General features: G+C 72.8%; 23 protein-coding genes. 18 read left to right on the forward strand and 5 right to left on the reverse strand.

What is annotated here, in order from left to right; all coding sequences use genetic code 11:
• Positions 1-9: 9 nt before the first annotated feature.
• Complete coding sequence (locus Q0Z83_RS03835) at positions 10-582, forward strand: histidine phosphatase family protein (RefSeq protein ID WP_317792374.1); 573 nt, start codon at positions 10-12, stop codon at positions 580-582.
• A 119-nt stretch (positions 583-701) separates the two neighbouring features.
• Positions 702-1,106: a hypothetical protein gene (locus Q0Z83_RS03840; RefSeq protein WP_317792375.1), complete on the forward strand. Its 405-nt coding sequence runs from the start codon at positions 702-704 to the stop codon at positions 1,104-1,106.
• Positions 1,107-1,115: 9 nt separating this feature from the next.
• Here Q0Z83_RS03840 and Q0Z83_RS03845 read toward each other — a convergent pair whose 3' ends face one another.
• Positions 1,116-3,809 carry a helix-turn-helix transcriptional regulator gene (locus Q0Z83_RS03845; protein ID WP_317792376.1) on the reverse strand — a complete coding sequence of 898 codons (2,694 nt, stop codon included), beginning with the start codon at positions 3,807-3,809 and terminating at the stop codon, positions 1,116-1,118.
• 173 nt (positions 3,810-3,982) lie between these two features.
• Here Q0Z83_RS03845 and Q0Z83_RS03850 point away from each other — a divergent pair, with 173 nt between their 5' ends.
• Together Q0Z83_RS03850 and Q0Z83_RS03855 are read left to right on the forward strand one after the other, a co-directional pair.
• Positions 3,983-4,849, forward strand: coding sequence for an alpha/beta hydrolase family protein (locus Q0Z83_RS03850; protein ID WP_317792377.1), 867 nt, complete (start codon positions 3,983-3,985; stop codon positions 4,847-4,849).
• A gap of 118 nt (positions 4,850-4,967) precedes the next feature.
• Entirely contained in the window at positions 4,968-6,170 is a 1,203-nt protein-coding gene (locus Q0Z83_RS03855) for a hypothetical protein (RefSeq protein ID WP_317792378.1), read from the forward strand.
• Positions 6,171-6,183: 13 nt separating this feature from the next.
• Here Q0Z83_RS03855 and Q0Z83_RS03860 read toward each other — a convergent pair whose 3' ends face one another.
• Positions 6,184-6,552, reverse strand: coding sequence for a MerR family transcriptional regulator (locus tag Q0Z83_RS03860; protein ID WP_317792379.1), 369 nt, complete (start codon positions 6,550-6,552; stop codon positions 6,184-6,186).
• Between the two features lie 59 nt (positions 6,553-6,611).
• Here Q0Z83_RS03860 and Q0Z83_RS03865 point away from each other — a divergent pair, with 59 nt between their 5' ends.
• On the forward strand, positions 6,612-7,379 hold the full coding sequence (locus Q0Z83_RS03865) for an SDR family NAD(P)-dependent oxidoreductase (RefSeq protein WP_317792380.1): 768 nt from the start codon (positions 6,612-6,614) through the stop codon (positions 7,377-7,379).
• A gap of 41 nt (positions 7,380-7,420) precedes the next feature.
• A complete protein-coding gene (locus tag Q0Z83_RS03870) occupies positions 7,421-8,002 on the forward strand; it encodes an O-methyltransferase (RefSeq protein WP_317792381.1) in 582 nt (193 codons plus the stop codon).
• A gap of 70 nt (positions 8,003-8,072) precedes the next feature.
• Here the strand turns inward: Q0Z83_RS03870 and Q0Z83_RS03875 are convergent, their stop codons facing one another.
• Entirely contained in the window at positions 8,073-8,333 is a 261-nt protein-coding gene (locus Q0Z83_RS03875; RefSeq protein WP_317792382.1) for a YciI family protein, read from the reverse strand.
• A gap of 50 nt (positions 8,334-8,383) precedes the next feature.
• On the opposite strand from Q0Z83_RS03875, the gene Q0Z83_RS03880 reads away from it, so the two are divergent.
• Positions 8,384-9,073, forward strand: coding sequence for a Crp/Fnr family transcriptional regulator (locus tag Q0Z83_RS03880; protein WP_317792383.1), 690 nt, complete (start codon positions 8,384-8,386; stop codon positions 9,071-9,073).
• 13 nt (positions 9,074-9,086) lie between these two features.
• Here the strand turns inward: Q0Z83_RS03880 and Q0Z83_RS03885 are convergent, their stop codons facing one another.
• Complete coding sequence (locus Q0Z83_RS03885) at positions 9,087-10,100, reverse strand: LacI family DNA-binding transcriptional regulator (protein ID WP_317792384.1); 1,014 nt, start codon at positions 10,098-10,100, stop codon at positions 9,087-9,089.
• Between the two features lie 74 nt (positions 10,101-10,174).
• Between Q0Z83_RS03885 and Q0Z83_RS03890 the strand changes: the two genes are divergently transcribed.
• From Q0Z83_RS03890 to Q0Z83_RS03900, 3 genes are all read left to right on the forward strand, one after another.
• Entirely contained in the window at positions 10,175-11,398 is a 1,224-nt protein-coding gene (locus Q0Z83_RS03890; protein ID WP_317792385.1) for an MFS transporter, read from the forward strand.
• 66 nt (positions 11,399-11,464) lie between these two features.
• Complete coding sequence (locus Q0Z83_RS03895) at positions 11,465-12,697, forward strand: MFS transporter (protein ID WP_317792386.1); 1,233 nt, start codon at positions 11,465-11,467, stop codon at positions 12,695-12,697.
• A gap of 54 nt (positions 12,698-12,751) precedes the next feature.
• Positions 12,752-13,279 carry a hypothetical protein gene (locus tag Q0Z83_RS03900; protein ID WP_317792387.1) on the forward strand — a complete coding sequence of 176 codons (528 nt, stop codon included), beginning with the start codon at positions 12,752-12,754 and terminating at the stop codon, positions 13,277-13,279.
• Between the two features lie 246 nt (positions 13,280-13,525).
• On the opposite strand, the gene Q0Z83_RS03905 is transcribed toward Q0Z83_RS03900, so the two are convergent.
• Positions 13,526-14,164, reverse strand: a complete 639-nt coding sequence (locus Q0Z83_RS03905) for a hypothetical protein (protein ID WP_317792388.1) — start codon at positions 14,162-14,164, stop codon at positions 13,526-13,528.
• Between the two features lie 174 nt (positions 14,165-14,338).
• Here Q0Z83_RS03905 and Q0Z83_RS03910 point away from each other — a divergent pair, with 174 nt between their 5' ends.
• From Q0Z83_RS03910 to Q0Z83_RS03945, 8 genes are all read left to right on the forward strand, one after another.
• Positions 14,339-15,556: an efflux RND transporter periplasmic adaptor subunit gene (locus tag Q0Z83_RS03910; RefSeq protein ID WP_317792389.1), complete on the forward strand. Its 1,218-nt coding sequence runs from the start codon at positions 14,339-14,341 to the stop codon at positions 15,554-15,556.
• Positions 15,557-15,616: 60 nt separating this feature from the next.
• Positions 15,617-16,363 (forward strand): response regulator transcription factor, encoded by a 747-nt coding sequence (locus Q0Z83_RS03915; RefSeq protein ID WP_317792390.1) that lies wholly within the window; start codon positions 15,617-15,619, stop codon positions 16,361-16,363.
• Between the two features lie 41 nt (positions 16,364-16,404).
• On the forward strand, positions 16,405-17,799 hold the full coding sequence (locus tag Q0Z83_RS03920; RefSeq protein ID WP_317792391.1) for a sensor histidine kinase: 1,395 nt from the start codon (positions 16,405-16,407) through the stop codon (positions 17,797-17,799).
• A gap of 65 nt (positions 17,800-17,864) precedes the next feature.
• Entirely contained in the window at positions 17,865-19,079 is a 1,215-nt protein-coding gene (locus tag Q0Z83_RS03925) for an efflux RND transporter periplasmic adaptor subunit (RefSeq protein ID WP_317792392.1), read from the forward strand.
• Positions 19,076-19,840, forward strand: a complete 765-nt coding sequence (locus tag Q0Z83_RS03930) for an ABC transporter ATP-binding protein (protein WP_317792393.1) — start codon at positions 19,076-19,078, stop codon at positions 19,838-19,840. The genes Q0Z83_RS03925 and Q0Z83_RS03930 overlap by 4 nt, the downstream gene beginning before the upstream one ends.
• Positions 19,837-21,039, forward strand: a complete 1,203-nt coding sequence (locus tag Q0Z83_RS03935; protein WP_317792394.1) for an ABC transporter permease — start codon at positions 19,837-19,839, stop codon at positions 21,037-21,039. Before Q0Z83_RS03930 ends, Q0Z83_RS03935 begins: the two co-directional genes overlap by 4 nt.
• 10 nt (positions 21,040-21,049) lie before the next feature.
• On the forward strand, positions 21,050-21,613 hold the full coding sequence (locus Q0Z83_RS03940) for a hypothetical protein (RefSeq protein WP_317792395.1): 564 nt from the start codon (positions 21,050-21,052) through the stop codon (positions 21,611-21,613).
• Between the two features lie 88 nt (positions 21,614-21,701).
• A complete protein-coding gene (locus tag Q0Z83_RS03945) occupies positions 21,702-24,446 on the forward strand; it encodes a helix-turn-helix transcriptional regulator (protein WP_317792396.1) in 2,745 nt (914 codons plus the stop codon).
• Positions 24,447-24,538: the final 92 nt, after the last annotated feature.

A 24,538-nucleotide genomic window follows, 5' to 3' on the forward strand; every position in this document is an offset into this window, starting at 1 on the left:
GGGGGATCGATGGCGGAGATCGTGCTGCTTCGGCACGGGCAGACCGAGTGGAGTGCCAACGGCAGGCATACGTCGTACACCGACCTGCCGTTGACCTCGGAGGGGGAACGCCAGGCCCGCGCCGCCGGTGAGCGGATCGCGGGGCGTGCGTTCGCCGCCGTGATCGCCAGCCCGCGGCAGCGGGCGCTGCGCACCGCCGAACTGGCCGGGCTCACCGTCACCGAGGTGACCGAGGACCTGGCCGAATGGAACTACGGCGAGTACGAGGGCGTGACCACCCGGGAGATCCACGAGCGGCGGCCCGGCTGGTCGCTGTGGGCCGACGGCTGCCCCGGCGGGGAATCCCCGGAGCAGGTCGGCGAACGTCTCGACCGGGTCCTGTCCCGCGCCCGTGACCTGCTGACCGGCGGCGATGTCGCCCTGATCGGGCACGGGCACGGCCTGCGGGTGGCCGGCGCACGCTGGATCGGTCTGCCACCGGCCGGCGGTGGGCTGCTGAGACTGGACACCGCCACCTATTCCGCGCTCGGTTTCGAGCACGACCGCGACCCGGTCCTCGCCAGCTGGAACGCGCATCCCTGAAAGCCCAGCTCAGAGCGGCTACGGCTGACATCCAACACACAGCAAGCGCACATGGTGACGCACAGGCACGAGGCGAATCGTGGAGGTCACACGAGGGAACCGGGCTAGGAGAGACCACCATGCTTGTGCAGATCGAACACGACATCGCCCCCGCCGCGCAGCCGACAGTCGCCGTCCTCGGGCAGCTCAGCCGGGTCGCCGCCCTGCCGCAGCATCTGCCGCACGGCTGGCGGATGCGCCTGGTCGACGGGCTGGACGCGGTCGAACCGGGGGAGCTCGTCGTGCTCAGCGGGGCCACCGTGCACGACGTGCGGCTGGCCCGGGCCGTCCTGCCGCGCGCCACCCGGCTGATCGCCCTGATCGACGACTGGGCCGCCGCCGAGCTGGTCTCCGGCGTCCTGACCGCCGGGGCCGACGTGTGCGTGCGCGGCGGCCACCCCGGCATCCTGGCCGGCCATCTGGTCGCCTGCCGCCGCCGCCAGCTGACCGAGCGCTGGGCCGCCCTCGACCTGTCCGAGGCCTGAGGACCGGTCTCAGGCCTGAGACAGCAACCGGGCCATCTCGGTCCGGGAGCGGACGCCCAAGCGGGTGAAGACATTGCGTAGATGATGGTCGACCGTGCGCGGGCTCAGGTGCAGTTCCTGGGCCACCTCGCGGTTGGTGGCGCCCCCGGCGACCAGGGCCGCGATCCGCTCCTGCTGGGCGGTCAGCGCGGGACCGGCCGGTGGTGGGGTCTCCACCCGCTCCCCGGCGGCGCGCAGCTCACGGACGCTCTGCTCGGCCCACGGGGCGGCGTCCAGCAGCTGGAACGTCTCGGCGGCCCGGCGCAGGTGGGTACGGGCCTCCACGTTCCGGCGGCGGCGGCGCAGCGATCGGCCGTACAACAGCTCGGTGTGGGCCCGAGGGAAACCCGCCTCGCCCTCGTGCCGCAGCGCCGTCTCGAAATGACCCGCCGCGGATTCTCCGTCGTCGGCGCGCAGCGCCCGACAGCGGTCGCGCAGCGCCAGCCAGTTCGGCTGGCCGGTGCGCCCGGCCCACCTGTCGAAAGTGGTCGCCACCGGCTCCACCGCGGCCCGCACGCCCGCCTGCGCCGCGGTCTCCAGCAGATGCGGCACCACCGCCACCCGTAACAGCGCCGAGCCCGGTCCGGGCGGCGCGGACACCACCGCGAGCAGGCGTTCGGCGGCGGCCGGGCAGCGCCCGTCGACCATGTCGAGCAGCGCGAGCGCCCATTCGCACAGCGGCCGGGACGGGCCCTCCGGCACCGACGCGATCCGGGCCAGCGCGGTGTCCCGGTCACCGACCAGCGCGGCGAGCACCGCCAGTACCGCGAGGTGCGTACCGGCCAGCACCGGCTGTCCGGTGCCGCGGGCCACCGCCGCGCCGTCCAGTGCGGCCTCGTTCGCGGCCGGGTAGTCGCCGGACGCCATCCCGGCCAGCGCCGCTAGCTCCAACGCCTGCGGGACCAGCACCGACGCCCCCGCCTCCCGGGCCAGGACCGCGGCCCGACCGGCCAGCGCGGCGGCCCGGCGGCCATCACCGATCAGGACACCGGCGGTCGCGGCACGCAGGAGCGGGCCCGGCTCGGCGACCCGGTCGGCCAGCGCCACCGCCTGCCGCAGCCGGGCGAACGACCCCTCCTCGTCGCCGTCGGCGATGCAGGCCAGCCCGGCGACGTGATGAAACGCCAGCGCCACCGGCGGCGGTTCGTCACCACGCTGCCCGGCCGCGACCCGCCGGGCCAATGCCGCATAACGGCTCTGCTCCCCGGGACGGCACGCCGCCTCACCGGCCAGTGCCAGCGCCTCCAGGGCCGTGCCCGGATCGGATTCGGCCAGCTCGGCCGCCACGTCCAGGAGCACGTCGCGGGCGCCCGGGCGGCCCTCCGGCAGGCTCATCTCGGCGGTCAGGCCGCGAGCCCGGACCCGGGCGGTGCCACCCGCCGCCGGGATTCGCCGGATCAACTGCCCGGCCTGGTGCGGGCGGCCCGCCAGCCAGGCCGAACGGGCCGCCGCCAGCAACAGCCCGGCCTTCTCGGCCGGGGTGGGGCACAGCGCCGCCGCGAACCGTCCGGCCTCCGCGGCGACCGCCGGATCCGCCGATCGCGCGGCACCGGCCAGGTCTTTCGCCAGGTCCGCGTCGGGGCCGGTGGTCGCCGCGGCCCGATGCAGCAGCGCGGGCAGGCGGGCGCCGCGTTCCTCCAACACGGCGGCCAGCGCGGCGTGGGCGGTCCGGCGGCGGGCGACAGGCATCTCGGCGTACGCGACCCCGCGCATCAACGGCCCGCGAAAGCGGACACCCGCGGCCGTGACCGTGATCAGGGCCCGCTTCTCGGCGGCGGCGAAATCGGCCAGCGTCCAGTCGTCCGCCCCCGACCCGGCCGCGGCGAGCAGCGTGTCCGGGGCGGCGTCCGGAGCTGCGGCGGCGAGGAGCAGCAGGTCACGGGTGCGCGGCGGGAGGGAGTCCAGTTCGGCGGCGAGGCGGCGGCGTAGCGGACTGTCGAGGGGCAGGGTCTCCGGTGGGGGAGCGTAGCCACGGCGCTGTTCCGGGGTCAGGGCGCGGACCAGGTCGATCAGGGCGCCCGGGTGTCCGGCGGCGATCTCGGCGATCGTGCCGGCGACGTCCTCGGCCAGGTCGGGGGCGTGCCCGGCGAGCAGGCGGCGGGCGTCGACCGGGCCGAGTGGGGCGAGCCGGTGCACCGGGAGACCCGGCGGTTCGGTACCGGTCGGGACGCTCGCGACGATCGCGATCCGTTCGGTGCCGATCCGGCGGGCGGCGAACAGGACGGCCCGCCACGAGTGCGGATCCAACAGGTGGGCGTCGTCGATCAGGCACAGCACCGGGCGGGTGCGGGTGGCCGTACGAAGAAGGGACAGCGCGGCGAGGCCCACCGCGAGTGGATCGCCGGGGTTGCCGCCGTCGACGTTCGACAGCGCGTCGCGCGTCGCCGGGGTCGGGCCGGCGATCCGGTCGCGCAGCGGCGTGAGCAGGGTCTGCAGGCTCGCGTACGGGAGATCGCGCTCGTCGTCGAAGCCGGTCGCGGTGAGCACCGTCCAGTCGTCGGCCGCGGCGGCGACCGCGTGCAGGAGTGCCGTCCGGCCCTCGCCGGGACCGGCGGAGATCACCAGGACACCGCCGCGCCCGGCCGCGGCCGCCGAGGTCAGGCGGCCGATGTCGGCCAGAGTGTCGGCCCGCCCAAGTATGTGCACTGCCGGTGCAGCAATCATGCGGCGAGTTTGCCGTGCCAGACGCCGCAACGGAACAGCGTTACGGCAAATGAAATTTCCGGGATGTTGCGGCCCGATGACACGACGCAGGCGATTTCACCGATGCGGGCTTGTTGTCACCCCGCCAAGACTGACGTCCGTCGATGCAGTCCCCTCAGGTTAGGAGAGTCGGCGTGACATCCCGAGTCCTTCGCTGGCTGGCCGTCACGGCCACCGCCATCACCCTCAGCACAGGTACCGCCGTGGCCGCGCAGGCCGCCGACAACCCGTACGAGCGGGGCCCCGCACCCACCCTCGCCGCCCTGCAGGCCTCCCGTGGACCGTACGCGGTCAGCACCACCTCGGTGTCCCGCCTGGTCGCCACCGGCTTCGGCGGCGGTGAGATCTACTACCCGACCAGCACCGCCGACGGCACCTTCGGTGCGATCGCGATCTCGCCCGGGTTCACCGCCTATTGGTCGAGCATCTCCTGGCTCGGCCCGCGGCTGGCCTCGCACGGTTTCGTGGTCATCGGCATCGAGACGCTGACCACCGCCGACCAGCCCGACTCCCGCGGCGACCAGCTGCTGGCCGCTCTCGACTACCTGACCCAGCGCAGCTCGGTGCGGACCCGCATCGACTCCAGCCGGCTCGCGGTGGCCGGGCACTCGATGGGTGGCGGCGGCAGCCTCGAAGCCGCCGGCGACCGGCCCTCGCTGCAGGCGGCCGTCCCGCTGGCCCCGTGGAACCTGGACAAGTCGTGGACCGAGCTGCGGGTGCCGACCCTGATCGTCGGCGGTGAGAGCGACACGATCGCGCCGGTCTCCTCGCATTCGATCCCGTTCTACACCAGCATCCCGGCGGCGGCCGAGAAGTCGTACCTGGAGCTGAACAACGCCAGCCACTTCTTCCCGCAGACCACCAACACCCCGACCGCGGTGCAGGCGGTGTCCTGGCTGAAGCGGTTCGTCGACAACGACACCCGCTACGACCAGTTCATCTGCCCCGGCCCGAGCAGCACCTCGATCTCGGACTACCGCAGCAGCTGCCCGCTCAGCTGATCCGCTGCACCGTCGTCTCCGGCCGGGCGGGCCCGCACCGCCCGGCCGGAGATCCATTTCGGTCACTCCCGCGACAGCGCGTGGCTACCACGAACGAAGAGCCGTATCGTTCCTGCTCGTGTCCAACCCCCTGCGCGGCCTGGCCCGCAACCCGGCCCTTCCGGCCGCCGCCATGCTGCGGCTCGCCGGCGACGACCGGGTCAGCCGGTGGGACCTCACCGCCCGGCCCGCATGGTCCGACGAGGCGTTCGACACCCTTGCCGCACACCCCGATCCGGAGGTACGGGAAGCGCTCGCCCAGAGTCCCGGAGCGACCGGCGAACAGCGCGCCCGGCTGGCCGGAGACCTCAGCATCCGGGTCCTGCAGGCGGTTCTCGAAGGACCACCGGTCCGCTGGGCCGGTCCGCTGCCCGACTGGGTGTACCGCCGGTTCGCCGAACACCCCGAACCCCTGGTCCGCGACCTGCTCGTCTACCTGCCCGGCACGCCCCGCGACGTGGTGGCGCTCCTCGCCCGCGACCGGCATCCGGGCATCGCCGACGCGGCCCGGGCCCTGCTCGACCGCAAACCCTGCGAACCCACCACGATGGGCCGCGACCAGGCCGTCCTGTTCGCCGCCGAGGGCTCCGACTGGGACCGGGAACGCGCCGCCGCCGACCCGGCCCTGCCCGCCGAATGGGTCGCCGCGCTCGCCACCGACCCGTCGCCCCGGGTCCGCCTGGCGGTCTCCACCCGGCCCGAACTCACCGAGGCCCAGCGCGCCGCCATCGACTACCCGACCGACGTCACGCCGCCACTGGACTGGGTGCTCGCCTGCGGCCCGGCCGAACTCGACCGCTGCGTGCGGTCCGGGCATCCGGCTCTGCGCCGTGCCGCCGCCGGCCATCCGGATCTGCCGGCCGACCTGCTCGCCGTGCTCACCGCCGACCCCGACCCTCGGGTACGGGAGCTGCTCTGTGCCCATCAGGCGCACGCACCGGGTGACCTGGTGCTGGACACCTACCTCGCCACCGGGGACGAGGACCTGCTGCGGCATCCGGCGTTCCCGCGTACCGACCTGGCTCGTCTCGCGCCCGATCCGGCGCCGATCGCCCGGGCTCTGGTCGCGCGGGATCCCGCCGCCCCGCCGGACCTGATCCACAGGCTCAGCCGGGACCCGTCGGAGGTGGTTCGCGCGGCGATGGCCGCCGATCCCCGACTACCCCGGGAACGCCTGCTGGAACTGCTCGACGACCCGGTCACCGCCGAGGCGGCCGCCGCCAATCCGGCCCTGCCCGCCCGGGTCGTCGCCCGCCTGCTGGCCGACCTCGGCGTCCGTTGAGACCGCGGCGTCGCTAGCCGGTCGGGAAGCCCGCCGGTGCGTCGGCGCCGGACAGGTAGCCCTCCAACATCTCGCGGCGCTGGGCGATCTGCCGCTCCTGGCGGGCCAGCCGGTCGCGCACCTCCTGGACCTTGGCCATCAACGCGGCGCAGTCGCCGGTCGGCCCGGCGTCGCCGGCACACGGCAGGATGTCGCGGATCACCTCGGACGGCAGACCGGCACTGAACAGGTCCTGGATGAACGCGACCTGGCCGACCGCCTGATCGCCGTACTCCCGGTAGCCGTTGCCGCGCCGCTCGGCGGACAGCAGGCCCTGCTCCTCGTAATAGCGCAGCGCCCGGGTGCTGACCCCGGCCGCCTTCGCGAGCTCGCCGATCCGCATGGCGCTCCTCAGTCTCCGGCTTGACATTGACGTCAGCGTCAAAGTTTAGCGTTGCCGGCATGACGAACCACGCACTGATCACCGGCGCCGGAACCGGCATCGGGCTGGCCATCGCCTCGCGCATGGCGGCCGACGGACGCAACCTGATCCTGGTCGGCCGGGACGGCGCCCGCCTCGACGAGACCGCCCGCCGGCTCCGGACCGAACACGGGGTCGAGGTGCGGACCGTGCCGCTCGACCTGTCCCGGCCGGACGCACCCGCCGAACTCGCCGCCCGGACCGCCGACATCGAGGTCGACGTGCTGATCAACAACGCCGGCGTCGCCCACGTCGGTACGGTCGCGGGCATCGACCCCGGCCGGATCCGGGAGACCGTCGAGGTGAACGCCACCGCCCTCGCCGAGACGACCGCCCGGTTCCTGCCCGCTATGCTCGCCCGCGGCCGGGGCGCCGTGATCAACATCGCCAGCACCGCGGCGTACACCCCGGCGCCGTGGAACGCCGCCTACGCGGCCTCGAAAGCCTTCGTGCTGTCGTTCACCCGGGCGCTGGCGATCGAGACCGAGGGCACCGGGGTACGGGTGGTCGCGGTGAGCCCCGGCGCGGTCGAGACGCCGATGAATCCCGGTCACTTCCGCGGGAAACGACGCCCGGAGCAGGTGGCCGGCACGGTGATGGCGGCACTGCGCGGGCGTACCGCCTCCGCGGTCGTCGACGGCCGGCTCTATGCCGCGCAGGTGTTCGTATTCGGCCGGCTCCTGCCGACCCGGACGGCGGCCCGCATGATCGGCCGCTTCTTCGCCCGGGCGGCCGCGCTGCAGCGCTGAAATCGGTTGCCGCGGCCCGGCGCTCGGGAAACCATCGACCGATGAACGCCTCCCTGTCCCAAGCCGTTCCCGACCTGGTCGCCCGCGCGGAGGAGCGCGCCGGACGACTGGGGTTCGGCATGTCCTGCGAGGCGCCGGTGGGCCGGTTGCTCTCGGTCCTCGCCGCCGCGGTCCCGGCCGGTGGCCGGATCCTCGAACTCGGCACCGGCGCCGGTATCGGCACCGCCTGGCTGGCCGCCGGCCTGACCGGCCGGGACGACGTCACCCTGACCACCGTCGAACTCGACCCGGCCCTGGTCGCGGCCTTCCACGACGCGCCGTGGCCGTCCTGGACCGAAATCCTCGAAGGCGACGCCACCGCCCTCCTACCGGGGTTGGGCCGGTTCGACCTGATCTTCGCCGACGCGGTGGCCGGCAAATGGACCGACCTCGACCTGACCCTGAACGCCCTCGCCCCCGGCGGAGTCCTGATCGTCGACGACATGGACCTGTCCCGATACACCGATCCCGAACACCACGCCGCCGTCCAGCGGGTCGAGGACACCCTGGCCACCGACCCACGCCTGCTCGCCGTCCGCATCCCGGCCGGCACCCACCTGACCGTCGCCACCCGCCGCCGCTAGCGGGCTTCTGAGATCGAGGTTGCCGCCGTCTGCCGTCGATCTCGTGAGTCGCGCCCCGGACCACCGCTGATCAGTGCAGGAAGGGCGCCCACGCCCGCACGGCGCGCACCTCGACCCCGGGCGTCTGGAAGTAGGGGTCGGCGGCCAGAAACTCGTCGACCTCGGTGCGATTCGGTACGTCCAGGAGGATCACGGCACCGCTGTCGTCGGCCAGCGGGCCGGCGAGACGGACCACGCCGTCGCGATGGAGTGCGGTCAGCCGGTCCCGATGGGCGGGCCGGGCGGCGAGTCGCTCCGGTGCCGGGGTGAACGCGAGTTCGACGATCCACATGCCGCCGACGCTATGCCGCCTGCCCGGCCCGGCGATGTATCAGTTGATACGTGACTTCCCTCGGTACGATCCCGGCGCTGCGCGACCTGCCGCCGGACCGCCTCGCCGACCTCGGCCGGCGGGCGCGTCCCGCACGCTTCGCGGCGGGCGACCTACTGCGGTGGGCCGGCGAGAGAGCGTCCGACGTGGTCTTTCTCCTTTCCGGTACGGTCGTCGCCACCCACGGCACGGCCGGCGGGACCGAGGTGTGGCCCAGCCGCTGGACCGGCCCCGCAATCGCCGACAAACCGGCCGTCCTCAGCGGCGAACCGGCCCCGACCGGCCTGCGCGCCACCACCGCGGTCAACGCCCGCCTACTGCCCGGCGCCGACTTCCATCGCCTGCTGCACGACGAGCCCACCGTGACCGGCCACGTTCTGGCCGCCCTGGCCCGCGACGCCCTGACCGGCCGTCGTGACCTGGTCCACTCGGCGACCCTGCCCGCCGTCGCCCGCATCGCGATCCGGCTGCTCGACCAGGATCCGCGGCGCGCCACGGCCTGGCCCGGCTCGCAGGAGCAACTGGCCCGCGTGCTCGGCCTGAGCCGGGTGACCGTCAATCGTGCCCTGAACCGTCTGAGCCGCTCGGCCGCGATCCGGCTGTCACCCGGCGGTGTCACGATCATCGATCGAGCTCGGCTGGCCGAGTTCATGGCCGGTGAGGTGCGAAGTCCATCAGCATCGCACGGGACCGGGCGGTGAGGTGCGAGGTTGATCAGTGCCGCACTGGATCGGGTGGGGCTCCGGTCGTGGTGCGGACCACCAGGCGGGGCGGGATGATCACGGCCCGGGGGCCGGTCGGGGTGCCCTCGATGCGTTCCACCGCGCGTTCGATGGCGCGGGCGGCCAGGGCGTCGATGTCCTGACCGATCGTGGTCAGGTCGATGTGGGCCAGGCGACTCAGGCTGGTGTCGTCGTAACCGACGACACTCAGGTCGCCGGGGACACTCAGGCCGTTGCGGCGCACCACGTCGAGCAGGCCGGTGGCGTTCAGGTCGTTGAACACCGTCACCGCGGTCGGCGGGTCGACGAGCAGCCTCTCGGCGGCCCGGGCGCCGTCCTCCTCGGCCGCACCGCCCGGTACCACCCGGATGTGCTCGGCCAGACCGTGCCGGCGCATCGCCTCCTGATAACCGGCCCGCCGCTCGGCCGAACCGTGCACGGTGCCGCCGTCCACGTGCGCGATCCGCCGGTGCCCCAGCGAGACCAGGTGGTCGACGGCCTGGTGGGAGCCGAGTGCGTCGTCGTTGTGCACCACGTCGACGTCCTTGCGGCGGGCACTGCGCATCATCGCCACCACCGGCAGGCGGGCCGCGATCGACGCCAGCTCGGAGGAGCGCATGTTGCCGCCGAACAGGACGATCGCCTCGCACCTGTCCTGCAGCAGGTCGCCGACGGCGGTACGTTCGCCGCGCCTCGGTGTCACCGCGCTCAGGGTGAGCTGATAGCCGGCCGCGCCCGCCGCGTCGTAGAGCCCGGTGAGCAGGTCGTGATGGAACGGATGCCGGACGTCGAAGACCACGCCGAGCAGCCGGCTGCGGCCGCTGCGCAGCAGGCGGGCCCGGCTGTCGGGCCGGTAGCCGAGCTCCTGCGCGACCTTGAGCACCCGCTCGCGGGTGGCCTCCCCGGCGCCCGGCGCGCCCCGCATCACGATCGACACACACGCCACCGACACCCCGGCCTCGGCCGCGACATCGGCGAGCGTGATCCGCCGCTCCCCTGAACGCATGCCGCGATGGTACGGGGTGTGACAACTAGAACGTTCTACCGACTCAGCGACTAGAACGTTCTAGGATTCGGCGAGTGGACACCCTGACCCCCGGCCGTCGCTGGGCCGCCCTGCTCGCGCTCTCCCTGGGCGGCTTCGGGCTCGGCCTCACCGAGTTCTCCGCCATGGGCCTGCTGCCCGAGATGGCCCGCGACCTGCTGCCCGCCGAGTACGCCGTCGCACCGGCCGACGCCGTCGCCGAAGCCGGCTGGATGATCACCATCTACGCGCTCGGGGTCGTCGCCGGGGCACCCACCATCGCCGCGCTCACCGCCCGGCTCCCCCGCAAGAAACTCGTGCTCGGGCTGCTCGGGCTGTTCCTCGTGGGCACGGTGCTGTCGGTCGCGGCGCCCACGTTCGAGCTGGTCCTCGCCGGGCGGTTCGTCGGTGCCCTCGCCCACGGCGCCTACTTCGGGGCGGCCGCGATCCTGGCCGGCCGCATCCTCGGACCCGGTAACCAGGGCAAGGGCTTCGCCATCGTGCTCGGCGGCCTGACCGCCTCCAACCTGCTCGGGGTGCCACTGATCACCAGCCTCGGGCAGGGTCACGGATGGCGTACGGCGTACCTCGTGGTGTCCCTGGTCTTCGCTCTCAGCCTGCTGGCCGTGCTCGCGACCGTGCCCACCGTCGCGGCCGCCCCGGGCGGCTCGCCCCGCGCCGAACTCCGTGCCTTCCGCTCGCCGCGGGTGTGGCTGGCGTCCGCCGTGGTGGCCGTCGGTACCGCCGGGTTCTTCGCCGTGACCAGCTACATCGCACCGCTCACGACCCAGGTGACCGGGCTGCCGGACAGCGCCGTCCCCTACGTGATGGCGCTGATGGGGCTGGGCATGACGGTCGGCATCGCGGTCGGCGGGGCCGCCGCCGACCGCGACCTGCGCAAGACCGTCAGGTACGGGTTCGTGGCCGTCGTCGCCGCGGTCGTCGTCTTCGGGTTCGCCGCCGCCCATCCGGCCGCCCTTTTTCCGGCCGCCTTCCTGGTCGGCGTGACCAGCGCGTTCATCGGTCCGGCGCTCCAGTCGCACCTGATCGAGTCGGCGCCCGGCACCCAGTTGATGGGCGCGGCGGTCAACCAGTCCGCGGCCAACGTCGCGAACAGCCTCGGCGCCGCGCTCGGCGGAGCGGCCATCGCCGCCGGCTGGGGTTACGTGTCGCCGGTGTGGATCGGCGCCGTCCTGGCCGCGGCCGGTCTGCTGCTCGCCGTCCGCAGCCTGCGTCCGGCCCCCGCGCCCGCCCCGGCCGCCGAGCCGGTCCTGGTCTGACCGCCGAGCCTGTGATTGCTAGAACGTTCTATTCCCGGCCGGACTAGAACGTTCTAGAGTGCCGGGGTGGACACACTGAACGCCGGGCGCCGCTGGGCCGCGCTCCTCGCGCTGTCGCTGGGCGGGTTCGGGCTCGGTCTGACCGAGTTCGTCGCCATGGGGCTGCTTCCCGACATGGCACGTGACCTGCTGCCCGGGGCCTATGCGGCGTCGGTTCCGGACGCGCTCGCGCAGACCGGCTGGATGATCACGATCTACGCGCTCGGTGTCGTCGCGGGCGCGCCGACCATCGCCGTGCTGACCACCCGGGTGCCCCGACGGCGGCTCGTCGTCGGACTGCTCGTGCTGTTCGTGGCCGGGACCACCGCGTCCGCACTCGCGCCCACCTTCGAACTCGTGCTGGCCGCCCGGTTCGTCGCGGCACTCGGGCACGGGGCCTACTTCGGCGCGGCCGGCATCCTCGCGGCCACCATCCTCGGGCCGGGCAACCACGGCAAGGGCGTCTCGATCGTCATCGGCGGGTTGACCGCAGCCAACCTGGTCGGGGTTCCGCTGATCACGGTGCTCGGGCAGGCCCGCGGATGGGAGACCGCCTATCTGGCGGTGGCCGCGGTGTTCGCGCTCAGCCTGGTCGCGGTACTCATGACCGTACCGTCGACGGCCGCGCCGACCGGCGGATCACCTCGCGCCGAACTGCGGGCCCTCCGCTCGCCGCAGGTCTGGCTCGTCGCCCTCGCCGTCGCCGTCGGCACCAGCGGGTTCTTCGCGGTGAACAGCTACGTCGCGCCGATCACCACGCACGTGACCGGGCTCGACGAGTCGACGATCCCGTGGGTGCTCGCCTCGATGGGCCTCGGTATGACTGTCGGCATCGCGCTCGGCGGGGTGGCCGCCGACCGCGACCTGCGGCGCAGTGTGCTGTTCGGGTTCGGTGGACTGATCGTTTCGGTGGCGTTCTTCGCCCTGGCCGCCCGACATCCGGCGGGCCTGGTGGTCGGCGCGTTCCTGGTCGGCGCGGCCAGCATGTTCATCGTCCCGGCCCTGCAGTCGCGGCTGATCGCGGTGGCGCCCGGGGCGCAGCTGATGGGCGCGGCGGTCAACCAGTCGTCACTCAACATCGCCAACAGCATCGGGGCCGCTCTCGGCGGAACGGTCATCGCGGCCGGGTGGGGCTACCTCGCCTCGGCCTGGTCGGGCATCGCCCTGTCGTTCGCGGGGCTTCTGCTGGCGCTGTTCAGCTTCCGCCTCGACCGCCGGCCGGCGACCACCGCGCCGGTCGAGGAGCCGGTCCTGGTCTGAGCGCCGATCGAGGGGCGACCGGAACTCTGCGCCCTGGCGGGCCGTCGGAACACCATGACTCTCCTGACCGGTTCGCGTGGTGCCCTGTTCGTCGCCGTCTTCGCCGTGGTCGCCGCCGCCGGGTGCACACCGGAACCGGCCGGCGTGACCGCCCCGTCCGCGCCCGCTCCGTCCGCGCCCGCTCCGTCCGCGCCCGCTCCGTCCGCGCCCGCGATCGCCGTGTCCGCGCAGCCGTCCGCGTCCCGGGGACCGTCGGTGCCGGCCGGGTGGCAGACCGTCGAGCATCAGGGTGTGCGGGCCGAGGTGCCGGGGGACTGGGTGCGGGCGGAGACGGAGGAGTGCGAGGCCCCGTCGGTGCGGTGGCAGCCGGCCGAGGCGCCGGACTGCCGGTTCACCACCGGGGTCGCGTTCTACCTGGAGGCGACGTTCGACCCGGCGTTCGGGCCGGGAATTCATCAGGGCAAGGACAACACCTGGTCGGGGTACGTGTTCGCCGGCGACTACGCGGTCTACGCGGTGGCGGCCGACCGTGACCTGGTTCAGGCGGTGCTGGACACGGCCCGGCCGCGCGTCCGGCGGTGAGCGGGCGACCAGCCCGGCGGTCGCGTCGCGGCCCGGACCGGGCAGCCCCGTCGCGGTGCAGCCCGGGGAGGTGTGGTTCGGCGGGGCCGATGGCCGTACCGAATCAGCGGTGGAAAGAGCAGAGACCCGCGCCTCCCGGTGAGTGAGAAGGTGACCGGGAGGCGCGGGTCGGGAGGTGTCACCGTGCCGGCATCGCATCGACGGGGGGACGGCGATGCCGGCACGGGGTCCTGGGGTCGGGCCTGCTCAGGAGGCCGCGGTGGCGGTGGGCTTGAGGACCGAGCAGGTTTCCACGGCCTTCTTGACGGTCGCGTCGGAGGTGTCCGGGTTCGCGGTGTCGGTGACGCCGTTCTCTTTCAGACAGTTCTCGTAGGCGGCGTTCGCGCCGCGGCCGCCTCCACCGTTGCCGTTGCCGCCGTTGCCTCGGCCGGCACCCATGCTCGGGCGCACCGACGCGCAGGCCTCCTGGGCTTTCGTCCAGGTCGCGTCGTCGACGCCCTCGGGCTTGCTGAAACCGCCGCCGCCGGGGAAGCCGCCGCCACCGCGCGTGCCGCCGCTGCCTTCCGGCCGGGGCTGTCCGGACGGGCGGACGCCGTCGGGAGCGCCGGACGGCCGGACCCCGTCGGGAGCGCCGGACGGGCGGGCGCCGCCGTTGCCCATGCCGCCGCCGGGGCCGCCGGACGGCATGGTGATGGTGACGCCGTTCTCGCTGAGACAGCTGATGTACGCCTGGAACGCGTTGTTTCCTCCGCCGTTCTGGCCGGTGGTGCCGCTGCTGTCGGTGGTCGCCTCGTCCGAGCCGCACGCCGCCGTGAAGAGCATGGCGACCGAGACCGCGACGACGGCTACGGCGCGGCGGGGCGCCTTCGAACTGATCACCGGCACGGGGAATCTCCTTAAATCGGCACTGGTGCTCCGGACGTGTGAAGGAAAGCGGCCGCACCTGTGCGCAAGGTCGGACGATCCTAGGAGTTACCTAAGAACGGTCTCCGGCGCTCCGAGCGAACTCCCAGGTAGGACCGAGCCCGCGGCGAGGACCGATCGTCACACTCGGCGACCATGGGTGTTGCACTGGCCGGTCGCCGGCGTTTGATCTGGCTCGCCGTGGCGGTCGTCGTGCTCGCGTTGATCGCCTTCGGCGTGGTGCGTGCGCTGACGGCCGGCGCGGCGCAGGAGGAGTCGAAGGCGGCCGAGATCGTCGCGGCCGACAAGGGCGCGGTGACCACCGAGGTCGCCACCACCGGGACGCTGCAGGCGGCACAGACGCGCAGCCTGTCGTTCGCGGTGTCGGCCGAGGTGGAGACGGTCAAGGTGCGGGCCGGCAACACGGTGACCGCGGGACAGGTGCTGGCCACCGTCGACGACGGTGACGCGGCGGAGAAGGTCGACGACGCCACGACCACGCTGTCGGACGCCTACGACGCGCTCGAGGACGCGGAGTCGGCCTCCACCACCACGACGTCCACCTCGGGCTGCAACGTGCCGGCGGCCTACACGTCCGTCGCGCCCAGCGCCTCGGTCTCGGCGTCCCCCTCGGCGTCGGCCTCCCCCTCCGCCACCGCATCACCGTCGCCTTCCAGGACGACGACCAAACCGCGTGCCACGGCCACCAAGACGACCTGTGCCGCCTCCACCGGCGGCGGCTCCTCCTCCTCGCGCGGTGGCAGCTCCGGTGGAGACGCCATCCTCAGCGCTCAGCAGCGGGTCAACGCGGCCGAGGTGGCGCTGGAGGAGGCCGAGGAGAACCTGGCGGGCGCGACGATCAAGGCGCCGATCGCCGGGAAGATCATCTCGGTGAGCGGCAAGGTGGGCAGCACGGCCAAGTCCGGTTCCACCTTCATCACCCTGGCCGACATCTACGACATGCAGATCAGCGCCGACTTCCCGGAAGCCGACGCCGACCACCTGGAGGTCACCCAGAAGGCCGTGATCACCCTCGCCGACCGGCCCGGTGAGACGTTCGACGCGACCGTGGTGCAGGTCGACCCGGTCGGCACCAGCGACGGCACGCTCACCCGGTTCGGTGTGGTGCTGTCCTTCAACGACGCGCCGGACGAACTGCTCGTCGGGCAGAGCGCCAACGTCCGGGTGACGACCGGCAGCAAGGAGGATGTGCTGCGGGTGCCCAGTACGGCGGTGCACGATGTCTCCGGGGACAGCGGCACGGTCCTCAAGGACGGCGTGGAAACCCAGGTCAAGCTGGGGTTGCGCGGCGACCAGTACACCGAGATCGTCTCCGGGATCACCGAGGGCGACCAGGTGGCCAAGTCCTGGTAGGGCAGCATCCTCTCCACCCGTTCATAGGTCATTCAAAGAAAACGCTGATAGTTCTGTACGGTGCTTTCCGAAACCCGAGGTCCCGTAACCCTCAGTGACGCCGCGGCCCGGCCCTTCCGGGTCCTGGTCGTCGACGACGAGCCGAACATCTCCGCGTTGCTCAGCGCGACGCTGCGGCTGGTCGCCTTCGACGTCCGGGTGGCCGAGACCGGGCACGGCGCCCTCGTGGCGGTGCAGGAGTTCGAGCCGGATCTGATCGTCCTGGACGTGATGCTCCCGGACGTCGACGGGATCGAGGTGGCACGGCGGCTGCGGGCCGCCGGTCACCGGGTTCCGGTCCTGTTCCTCACCGCCCGTGACGCGGTGGAGGATCGCATCCTGGGGCTGTCAGCCGGCGCGGACGACTATGTCACCAAGCCGTTCAGTCTCGAGGAGGTCGTGCTACGGATACGCGCGATCCTGCGCCGCAGCCAACCGGAGGAGCCGCAAGAGGACACCGGGGTGCTGCGTTACGCGGACCTGGAACTGGACGAGGACGCGCACGAGGTGCGGCGCTCGGGCCGGCTGATCGAGCTGTCCCCGACCGAGTTCAACCTGCTGCGGTACCTGATGATCAACGCGGGCCGGGTGGTCAGCAAGGCACAGATCCTGGACCGGGTGTGGAAGTACGACTTCGGCGGCGACGGTCGCATCGTGGAGTCCTACGTCTACTACCTGCGCCGAAAGATCGACAAGACCGATCCGCCGCTGATCCACACGGTGCGGGGAGTGGGGTACGCGCTGAGGCTGCCCCGGGCCGAGGATTGATCCCCTGGCGTTACTGGACTCTCAAATCCAGGCTGGTCCTGGTGGTCGGGGTGCTCTCCGGGGTGGCGCTGATCGTCGCCAACGTGGTCGGCGTGCTGCTCATCCAGCGCTACCTGGAAGACCGCATCGACGAGCAGTTGATCGGCATCAGCCGTCCGATGGCGGAGTTCTCGCCCAGCCCGAACGGCGGTTTCGTCCCGCGCGGCGGCCGTGGCCGGGGCATCGGGCCGGACCAGGTCATCTACTTCATCGGCGCGGACGGGGCGCTGGACACCACCCGCAGCGATTCGGCGAGTGACGTGCGCCCGGCGGTGCCGTCCCTGGAGGAGACGGCCGCACGGGCCGTCACGCGCACGCCGTACACGGTCTCGACCGTGGACGGCGCGGACTGGCGGATGATCGCCGTCGAGCGCGCCGACAGCGGATCGTTCGCGGTGATCGGCACGTCGCTGGACGAGGTCGAACAGACCACCCAACAGCTGATGCTGATCGACGCCGGCGTCCTGATGCTGGTGCTGACCGCGCTGGCCTTCGGCGCCGCGTTCGTGGTGCGGATCGGGTTGCGGCCGCTCACCGAGATGGAGGCGGTCGCCGCGGACATCTCCGGCGGCAACCTGTCCGGCCGGGTGCCCGGCACCGACCCGCACACCGAACCCGGCCGCCTCGGTCTCGCCCTGAACGCGATGCTCACCCGGATCGAGGGGGAGGTCGACGCGCGTACCGCCTCCGAACACCGGCTGCGGCAGTTCGTCGCGGACGCCTCGCACGAGCTGCGTACCCCGCTGACCTCGATCCGCGGCTGGGCCGAGTTGTACCGGCGCGGCGGCGCGCCGCCCGGAGCGCAGTTGGACGAGACGATGGGCCGGATCGAGGCCGAGTCGGCGCGGATGGCGGTCCTGGTCGAGGACCTGCTGCGACTGGCCCGGATGGACCAGCACCGCACCCTCGACCTGCGCCGGATCGACCTGCTGGAGATCGCCGCCGACACCATCCGCGACGCGCACGCCCGGATGCCCGGCCGTCAGGTGCTGCTCGCCGGACTCAGCGACGAGGAGGACACCTTCGAACCGGCCACCGTGCTCGGCGACGACCACGGGTTGCGGCAGGTGGCGACGAACCTGGTGGCCAACGCGCTGAACCACACCCCGGCCGGCACCACGGTGACGGTCCGGGTCGGGCTGGACGGCGACGAGGCGGTGCTCGCGGTGTGTGACGACGGTCCCGGTGTGCCGCCGGAACACGCAGCCCGCGTCTTCGAACGGCTCTACCGGGCCGATTCGAGTCGGTCCCGGGCCAAGGGCGGCGGTTCCGGACTGGGCCTGGCCATCGTGGCGGCCATCGTGCAGCAGCACGGCGGCCGGGTGGAGTTGCGGGACACCCCGGGCGGCGGCGCCACGTTCCGTGTGGCGTTGCCTGCGGTCGGTGACTCCGGGTGAGGTTTTGAGGTGGCTCCCAGGTTGCGCCGAAGCTCCTCATAGCCCGTAGCTCCAGAGTGTGCGCCATGAAGGTACGTCTGAGCCGCCACCCGTCGTTGGTGGTCAACGCCGTGATCGGCGTAGTGCTCGTCGCCGGGGCCTATACGGTGTACGAGACATTTTCCGGGACCGACGACGGGGCGACGGCCGCGACGGCCGCCGAGCGGACTGTCACCGTCCAGCAGGGCACGGTCACCAAGACCGCGACCGCGGACGGCACGCTGGAGAGCGCCAGCACCGCCAGCGCCACCTTCGAGACCAGCGGCACGGTCACCTCGATCAGCGTGAAGGTCGGTGACAAGGTCAAGAAGGGCCAGGTCCTGGCCAAGGTCGACCCGGCCGCCGCCCAGCGCTCCCTGGACGCCGCCGAGGCCGACCTGGACGCCGCCCAGGACGCGCTGGACCGGGCCGAGGACGCCGGTTCGGACACCTCCGACGCCGAGAACCAGGTGACCGAGGCGAACCTCGCGGTCGACGAGGCCGAGGCGGCGGTCGAGGGCACCACACTGACCGCCCCGATGGCCGGCACCGTCACCGCGGTCAACGGCACGCTCGGCGGCTCGGCCTCCGGAAGCAGCTCGTCCAGCTCGTCGTCCGGCTCCTCCGGCGGCGGCTCTCAGGGCGGCGGCTCCAGCAGTTCGTCGACATCGAGCAGCAGCAGCAGCGGCTTCGTCGAGATCGCCGACCTCACTAAGATGCAGGTGTCGGCCAGTTTCGCCGAGGCCGACGCGACGAGCCTCAAGGACGGCCAGGTCGCCACGGTCACCTGGAACGCGTTGAGCGGCACCTCGCAGAGTGCCAAGGTGGCCGCCATCGACCCGTCCGCGACCACGTCCAACAGCGTGGTCACCTACGGCGTCACGCTCACCCTGGACAAGGTGCCCACCGGCGCCAAGGTCGGCCAGACGGTCTCGGTCTCGGTCACCACCGGCTCCAAGGAGAACGTCGTCCTGGTCAACGCGGCCGCGATCACCACGGTCGGCAACCGGCACACGGTCACCGTGGTCGCCAACGGCGTCCAGGAGAACCGGTCGGTGGAGATCGGCCTGGAGGGCGACAGCGCGACCGAGGTCACCTCCGGGCTCACCGCGGGCGAGCAGGTCGTCGTCAAGACCACCTCGACGAGTACGGGCAGCGGCACCCAGCAGGGCGGCGGATTCCCCGGTGGCGGCACCGGGTTCGGCGGCGGTGGCTTCAACGGTGGCGGCGCTGCTCCCGGTGGCGGTGGGAGGACCCGATGAACAAGCCGGTCCTGCAGGTCACCGACCTGAAGAAGATCTACGGCCAGGGCGAGGCGACCGTGCACGCGCTGCGCGGGGTGTCCGCCACCGTGCACCGCGGCGACTACGTGGCCATCATGGGTTCGTCCGGTTCCGGCAAGTCGACCCTGATGAACATCCTCGGCGCGCTCGACATCCCCACCTCCGGGCAGTACCTGCTGGACGGCGTGGACGTGAGCAAGCTGTCCGACGGGCAGTTGGCGCTCGCCCGGAACCGGCTCATCGGGTTCATCTTCCAGTCGTTCAACCTCATCCCGCGTACGACCGCGGTGGCCAACGTGGAGCTGCCGCTGGCGTACGCCGGGGTGAAGCCGAAGGAGCGCCGTCGGCGCGCCATGGAGGCCCTCGACGTGGTCGGCCTGGCCGACCGTGGCGGCCACGAGCCCAACCAGCTCTCCGGCGGCCAGCAGCAGCGTGTCGCGGTGGCCCGGGCCCTGGTCACCGAACCGGCCCTGCTGCTCGCCGACGAACCGACCGGCAACCTGGACTCCAAGTCGACCGACGACGTGCTGCAGGTCTTCGACGACCTGAGCACGGCCGGCCGGACCATCGTGATCATCACGCACGAGGACGAGGTCGGCGCCCGCGCCAAGCGGCTGATCCGCCTGGTCGACGGCTCGATCGTCACCGACGTACGGCAGTCCCCGATCCACCTGCCCCCGGTCGGGGCCCATCACAAGGTGCAGGGCCGGGCGATGGTGGGAGGGCGTCACACACTGTGAACTTCTTCGAGGTAGTCCGCTTCTCGCTGCGCGGCCTGTCGGCCAACAAGTTGCGCTCCGCCCTGACCATGCTCGGCATCCTGATCGGTGTCGCCGCGGTCATCCTGCTGGTGGCGGTCGGTAACGGCTCGGCCAAGGCGATCAGCGACCGGATCGAGGCGCTCGGCACCAACACCATCACCGTGATGAGCACCGGCCGCGGCGGATCCAGCAGCACCGCGCTCACCAAGGACATGGCCGACGCACTGGTCGACCCGGAGCTGGCGCCGGACGTCAAGTCGGTGTCGCCGGTGGTCAGCTCGTCGTCGGCGACGATGACCTACGAGGGCACCGACCACTCGGTGGCCACGTTCGTCGGCACCACCCCGTCCTGGTTCGCCGCGTCCACCACCCCGGTCGGGCGGGGCTCGGCGTTCAGCGCGGACGACGTCGACCAGGGCCGGCGGGTGGTGGTGATCGGGCAGACCGTGGCCGAGGAACTCTTCCCCGGCGTCGACCCGATCGACAAGCAGGTCACCGTGGGCGGCGCGCTGTTCACCATCGTCGGGGTGCTGGCGGAGAAGAGCTCCACCGGCTTCAACGACTCCAACGACACCGCGGTCGCCCCGCTCACCGCGGTGCAGCAGGTGCTCACCGGGTACGGCGCGCTCACCTCGATCATCGTGGAGGCCGCCGACCCCGAAAAGGTGGACGCCGCCCAGTCCGAGGTGTCCACGATCCTCAACCAGAAGCTGGACGTCGACTCGTCGTCGAGCAGCACCCCGTACCGGATCCAGAACGCGTCCTCGCTGCTGGAGACCCAGACCGAGACCGCCGACACGTTCACCACCCTGCTCGGGGCGGTGGCCGCGATCAGCCTGCTCGTCGGCGGCATCGGCATCACCAACATCATGCTCGTCACGGTGACCGAGCGGACCCGGGAGATCGGCATCCGCAAGGCCCTCGGCGCGCCCCGCCGGGTCATCCTGACCCAGTTCCTGATCGAGGCGAGTCTGTTGAGTGTGCTGGGCGGCGCCCTCGGGGTGGCCGCCGCCCTGATCGGGAGCCAGTTCGAGATCGTCGGCGTGAAACCGGTGATCGTGCCCAGTTCGATCGGATACGCCGTCGGCGTGTCCATCGCGATCGGCCTGTTCTTCGGCGGCCTGCCCGCCGCCCGCGCCGCCCGACTGCGTCCCATCGACGCGCTGCGCTACGAGTGAGGACCCAGCAATGACGACGATGAACGACGAGACCGCGATCATCAGCAAGATCGAGGAACCGGACCGCGACGGCCTCTCCGCCGAACTGGCGGCGGCCGCGCCGAAGAAGTGGTGGAACAAGGGCACCGTCGGCCTCGGGGTCGCGGTGCTGCTGATGGGCGGTTTCCTCGGCGGAGTACAGGCGCAGAAGCAGTGGGGGACGAGTAGCACGAGCACGGCGGCCAGCGGATTCCCCGGCGGCGGCGGGATGCGGGGGAGCGGTGGTGGCGGCAACTTCCCGGGCGGCCTCAGCGCGAGCGGCGCCCCGGGTGGCTTCGGCGGCCAGGGCTCGACCACCACCACGGACGCCGCGGCGGGCACCACCGGGAAGGTCAAGCTGGTCAACGGCAAGACCATCTATGTGGAGACCGAGGACGGCACGGTCGTCACCGTGAAGACCGACGGATCGACCACCGTCAACACCGCGACGAAGGGCAAGCTCGCCGACGTCAAGGCCGGTCAATCGATCACCGTCGAGGGCGCGACCGCCGACGACGGCTCGGTCACCGCCACCCGGGTGACCGCCACGAAATGACCCAGGTGTGACATACCCGCGAACTTATTGATGGGTGTGCGTCTCTGTTCCTAGGCTGACCACTTCAGATCTAGGGGGTGAGAGCCAAGTGCCCTCTCTGCACGGCCGGGAGGCCCTGCTCACGGCCATCGACGCCAGGCTTTCCGCCGGCGGCGGGGTCGTTCTGCAGGGCCCGCCCGGCATCGGCCGCACCGCCCTGCTCGACGCCGTCGCCGACCAGGCCGCGGCGCGCGGGGAACTGGTCCTCCGGCTGCGCCCGGCCCGCGGCGAGCGCGTCCTGGCCTACGCCGGGGTCGCCGACCTGCTCCGCCAGGTCCCGCCCGAGGCGATCGCCGCCCTGGCCCCCGCGCCACGGCACTCGCTCGCCGCGCTGCGACAGGGCCGGCCGTCCCGCACCGGTGTGCCGGCCCTGGCCCGGCGGCTCGTCCTGCCCGAGCTGCTCGCCCACTGCGCGCGGCCCGGCCCGGTGCTGATCGTCCTCGACGACGCCCAGTGGCTCGACCCCGAGTCGGCCGAGCTGATCAGCTTCGCCATGCGACGACGACCGGGCGCCCGGGTCCGGATGCTCGCCGCCGAGCGCCGCCCCGGCCCGTCCCGCGCCATCCGGCTCTGCCCGGCCCCGGCGATCGAACTGGCCGTCCCGCCGCTGTCGCCGGACGACCTGACCGCCCTGCTCGAATCGCGGGGGCTGCCCTGCCGTACGGCCAGCCAGCTGCACCGGGCCAGCGGCGGCAACCCGTTCCTCGCCCTGGAACTGGGCGGCGCCGTCGCCCGCGGACCGTCCTGGCGACCGGCCCCCCTGCCCGAGACGGTCCGCGAGATGGCCCGCGAACGTCTCGCCCTGATGCCCGCCGACGTGGCCGAGACCCTGCTCACCGCGGCACTGGCGACCGAGCCGACGATCGGGCTGATGCTGCGCGCCGGCCGCGACGACGCCGCCCGTGAGCTGCGGGTCGCCGTCGCCGCCGGGGTGGTCGAGGTGTCCGGGGAGCGGATCCGGTTCACGCCGCCGATGCTCGCCCAGGTGCTCGCCGAGGAGACACCGGCGGCCGACCGGAGTCGCGTTCACGCCGAGCTCGCCGCGGCCGCGTACGACCCGATCGAAGCCCTTCGCCAGCAGGCGCTGCGGACCGCCCGCCCGGACGCCGCGGTGGCCGCCGATCTCGCCGCCGCGGCCGATCGCTGCGCGCAGCGCGGCGCCGAACGCACCGCCGCCGAGCTGTACCTGCTGGCTGCCGACCGCTGCCCGCCGGAGAGGTCCGCCGACCGCCTGGACTGGCTGGTCACCGCCGCCCGCACGGCCATCACCGGTGGCTCACCGGCGCTGGCCGGCCGGGCCGCCGAAGCCGTCCTGGTCGCCGACGCGCCCGCCGGCCACCGGGTGCGGGCCCGGCTGGTGCTGCTCGACCTGGCCGGTCAGGCACTCGCCGAGATGGGCGAGACGTTCGCCGCCGCGCTCGCCGAGGCGGGCGACGACCCGGTGCTCGCGGCGCCGGTCCGGCTGCGGCTGACCTGGGCCGCGTTCCTGGTCGGCGACCTGGACGGCGGTGCCGACGAGGCTCGCCGCGCCGAGGAGGCCGCCCGGCTCAGCGGTGATCTCACCATCGAGGCGATGGCGTTGACCATGCAGGCGCAGCTCCAGCGGGTCCGAGGTGAGGACCGCTGGCAGGACACCCTGGACCGGGCGCTGGCGCTGCCCGCTCCGCCGGCGCCGGACTGGCTGCACTACGGCCCGCACTACATGGCCGCCCGGTTCGCGCTCTTCGACGACCGGCTCGACGAGGCCCGCGCGGAGCTGCTGCGGTTGCTCGCGGTCGCCGAACACGACCGGGTCGGCGAGGCCCGGGTCGAGGTGCTGCGCAGCCTCTCCGAGGTGGCCACCAGGGCGGGGCGGTGCCAGGAGGCTCTGCGGTACGCCCACCGCGCGGTCCGGGCGGCGCAGGAGGCGGGCCTCAGTCCCGGGCCGACCTGGTACACCGCGGCGGTCGCCGAACTGGCGGGCGGCAGCCTGGACGCGGCCGCCGGATTCGCCCGGCGCGGCATCAGGTCGTCGCAGCAGGAGGGCGACAGTCTGTATCTGCGTCGGCTGCTGCACGCCCTCGGCCAGGCACAGGTCCGGGCCGGTGACACCCGGGCCGGGGTGGTCACCCTGCGGCAGCTGCGCGACCAGGAGGCGGAGGCGGGCAGCTCGGACCCGATGATCGTGCGGTGGCGCGCCGACCTCGCCGCGGCGCTCGCGTCCCTCGGTGAACACGCCGAGGCGGCGACCACGTTGGCGCTGGCCAAGGCGGCCGCCGAGCGGCTGGGCAGCACGCCGGCGCTCAGTGGTTATCTGCACCGGGCCGCGGCGATCGTCAACTCCGAATCCGGGCAGGCCGACACCGCCGCCGATCTGGCCAACGCGGCGGCCCGGCACTTCGAGCTGCTCCGGCAGCCCGTCGAACAGGCCCACGCCCTGCTGGTGGTGGCCGGTGCCGAACGCCGGCGGCGACGCTACGCGGCCGCCCGGCAGGCGATCGGAGAGGCTTCGACCCTGTTTCGTACGGCCGAAGCCCGCCCATGGCTACTCGAGGCGGAGCGGGCGCTGGCGCGTACCGAAGGCACCCCCGACCAGGGCCTGACGTCGACCGAACTGCGGATCGCCGGGATGGTCCGGGACGGCGCCAGTAACCGGGAGATCGCCACCCGCCTGTACCTGAGCGTCAAGACCGTCGAGGCCACGCTGACCCGGGTTTACCGCAAGCTGGGTGTTCGCTCCCGGACCCAGCTGCTGTCGGCCCTACCGGTCGGTGCCCCGGCTATTCCCGTGGGCGAGATCACCAACCCGTCCTGACCAGCGGATCCACAACGCACAGTGACACGGGTTACCGGAATCCGGTGGTGGCGATCACTTTTCGCACGGGAGTTTTACCTGGTGGATTTGGG

This window comes from Actinoplanes sichuanensis (genome assembly GCF_033097365.1).
Lineage (GTDB): Bacteria > Actinomycetota > Actinomycetes > Mycobacteriales > Micromonosporaceae > Actinoplanes > Actinoplanes sichuanensis.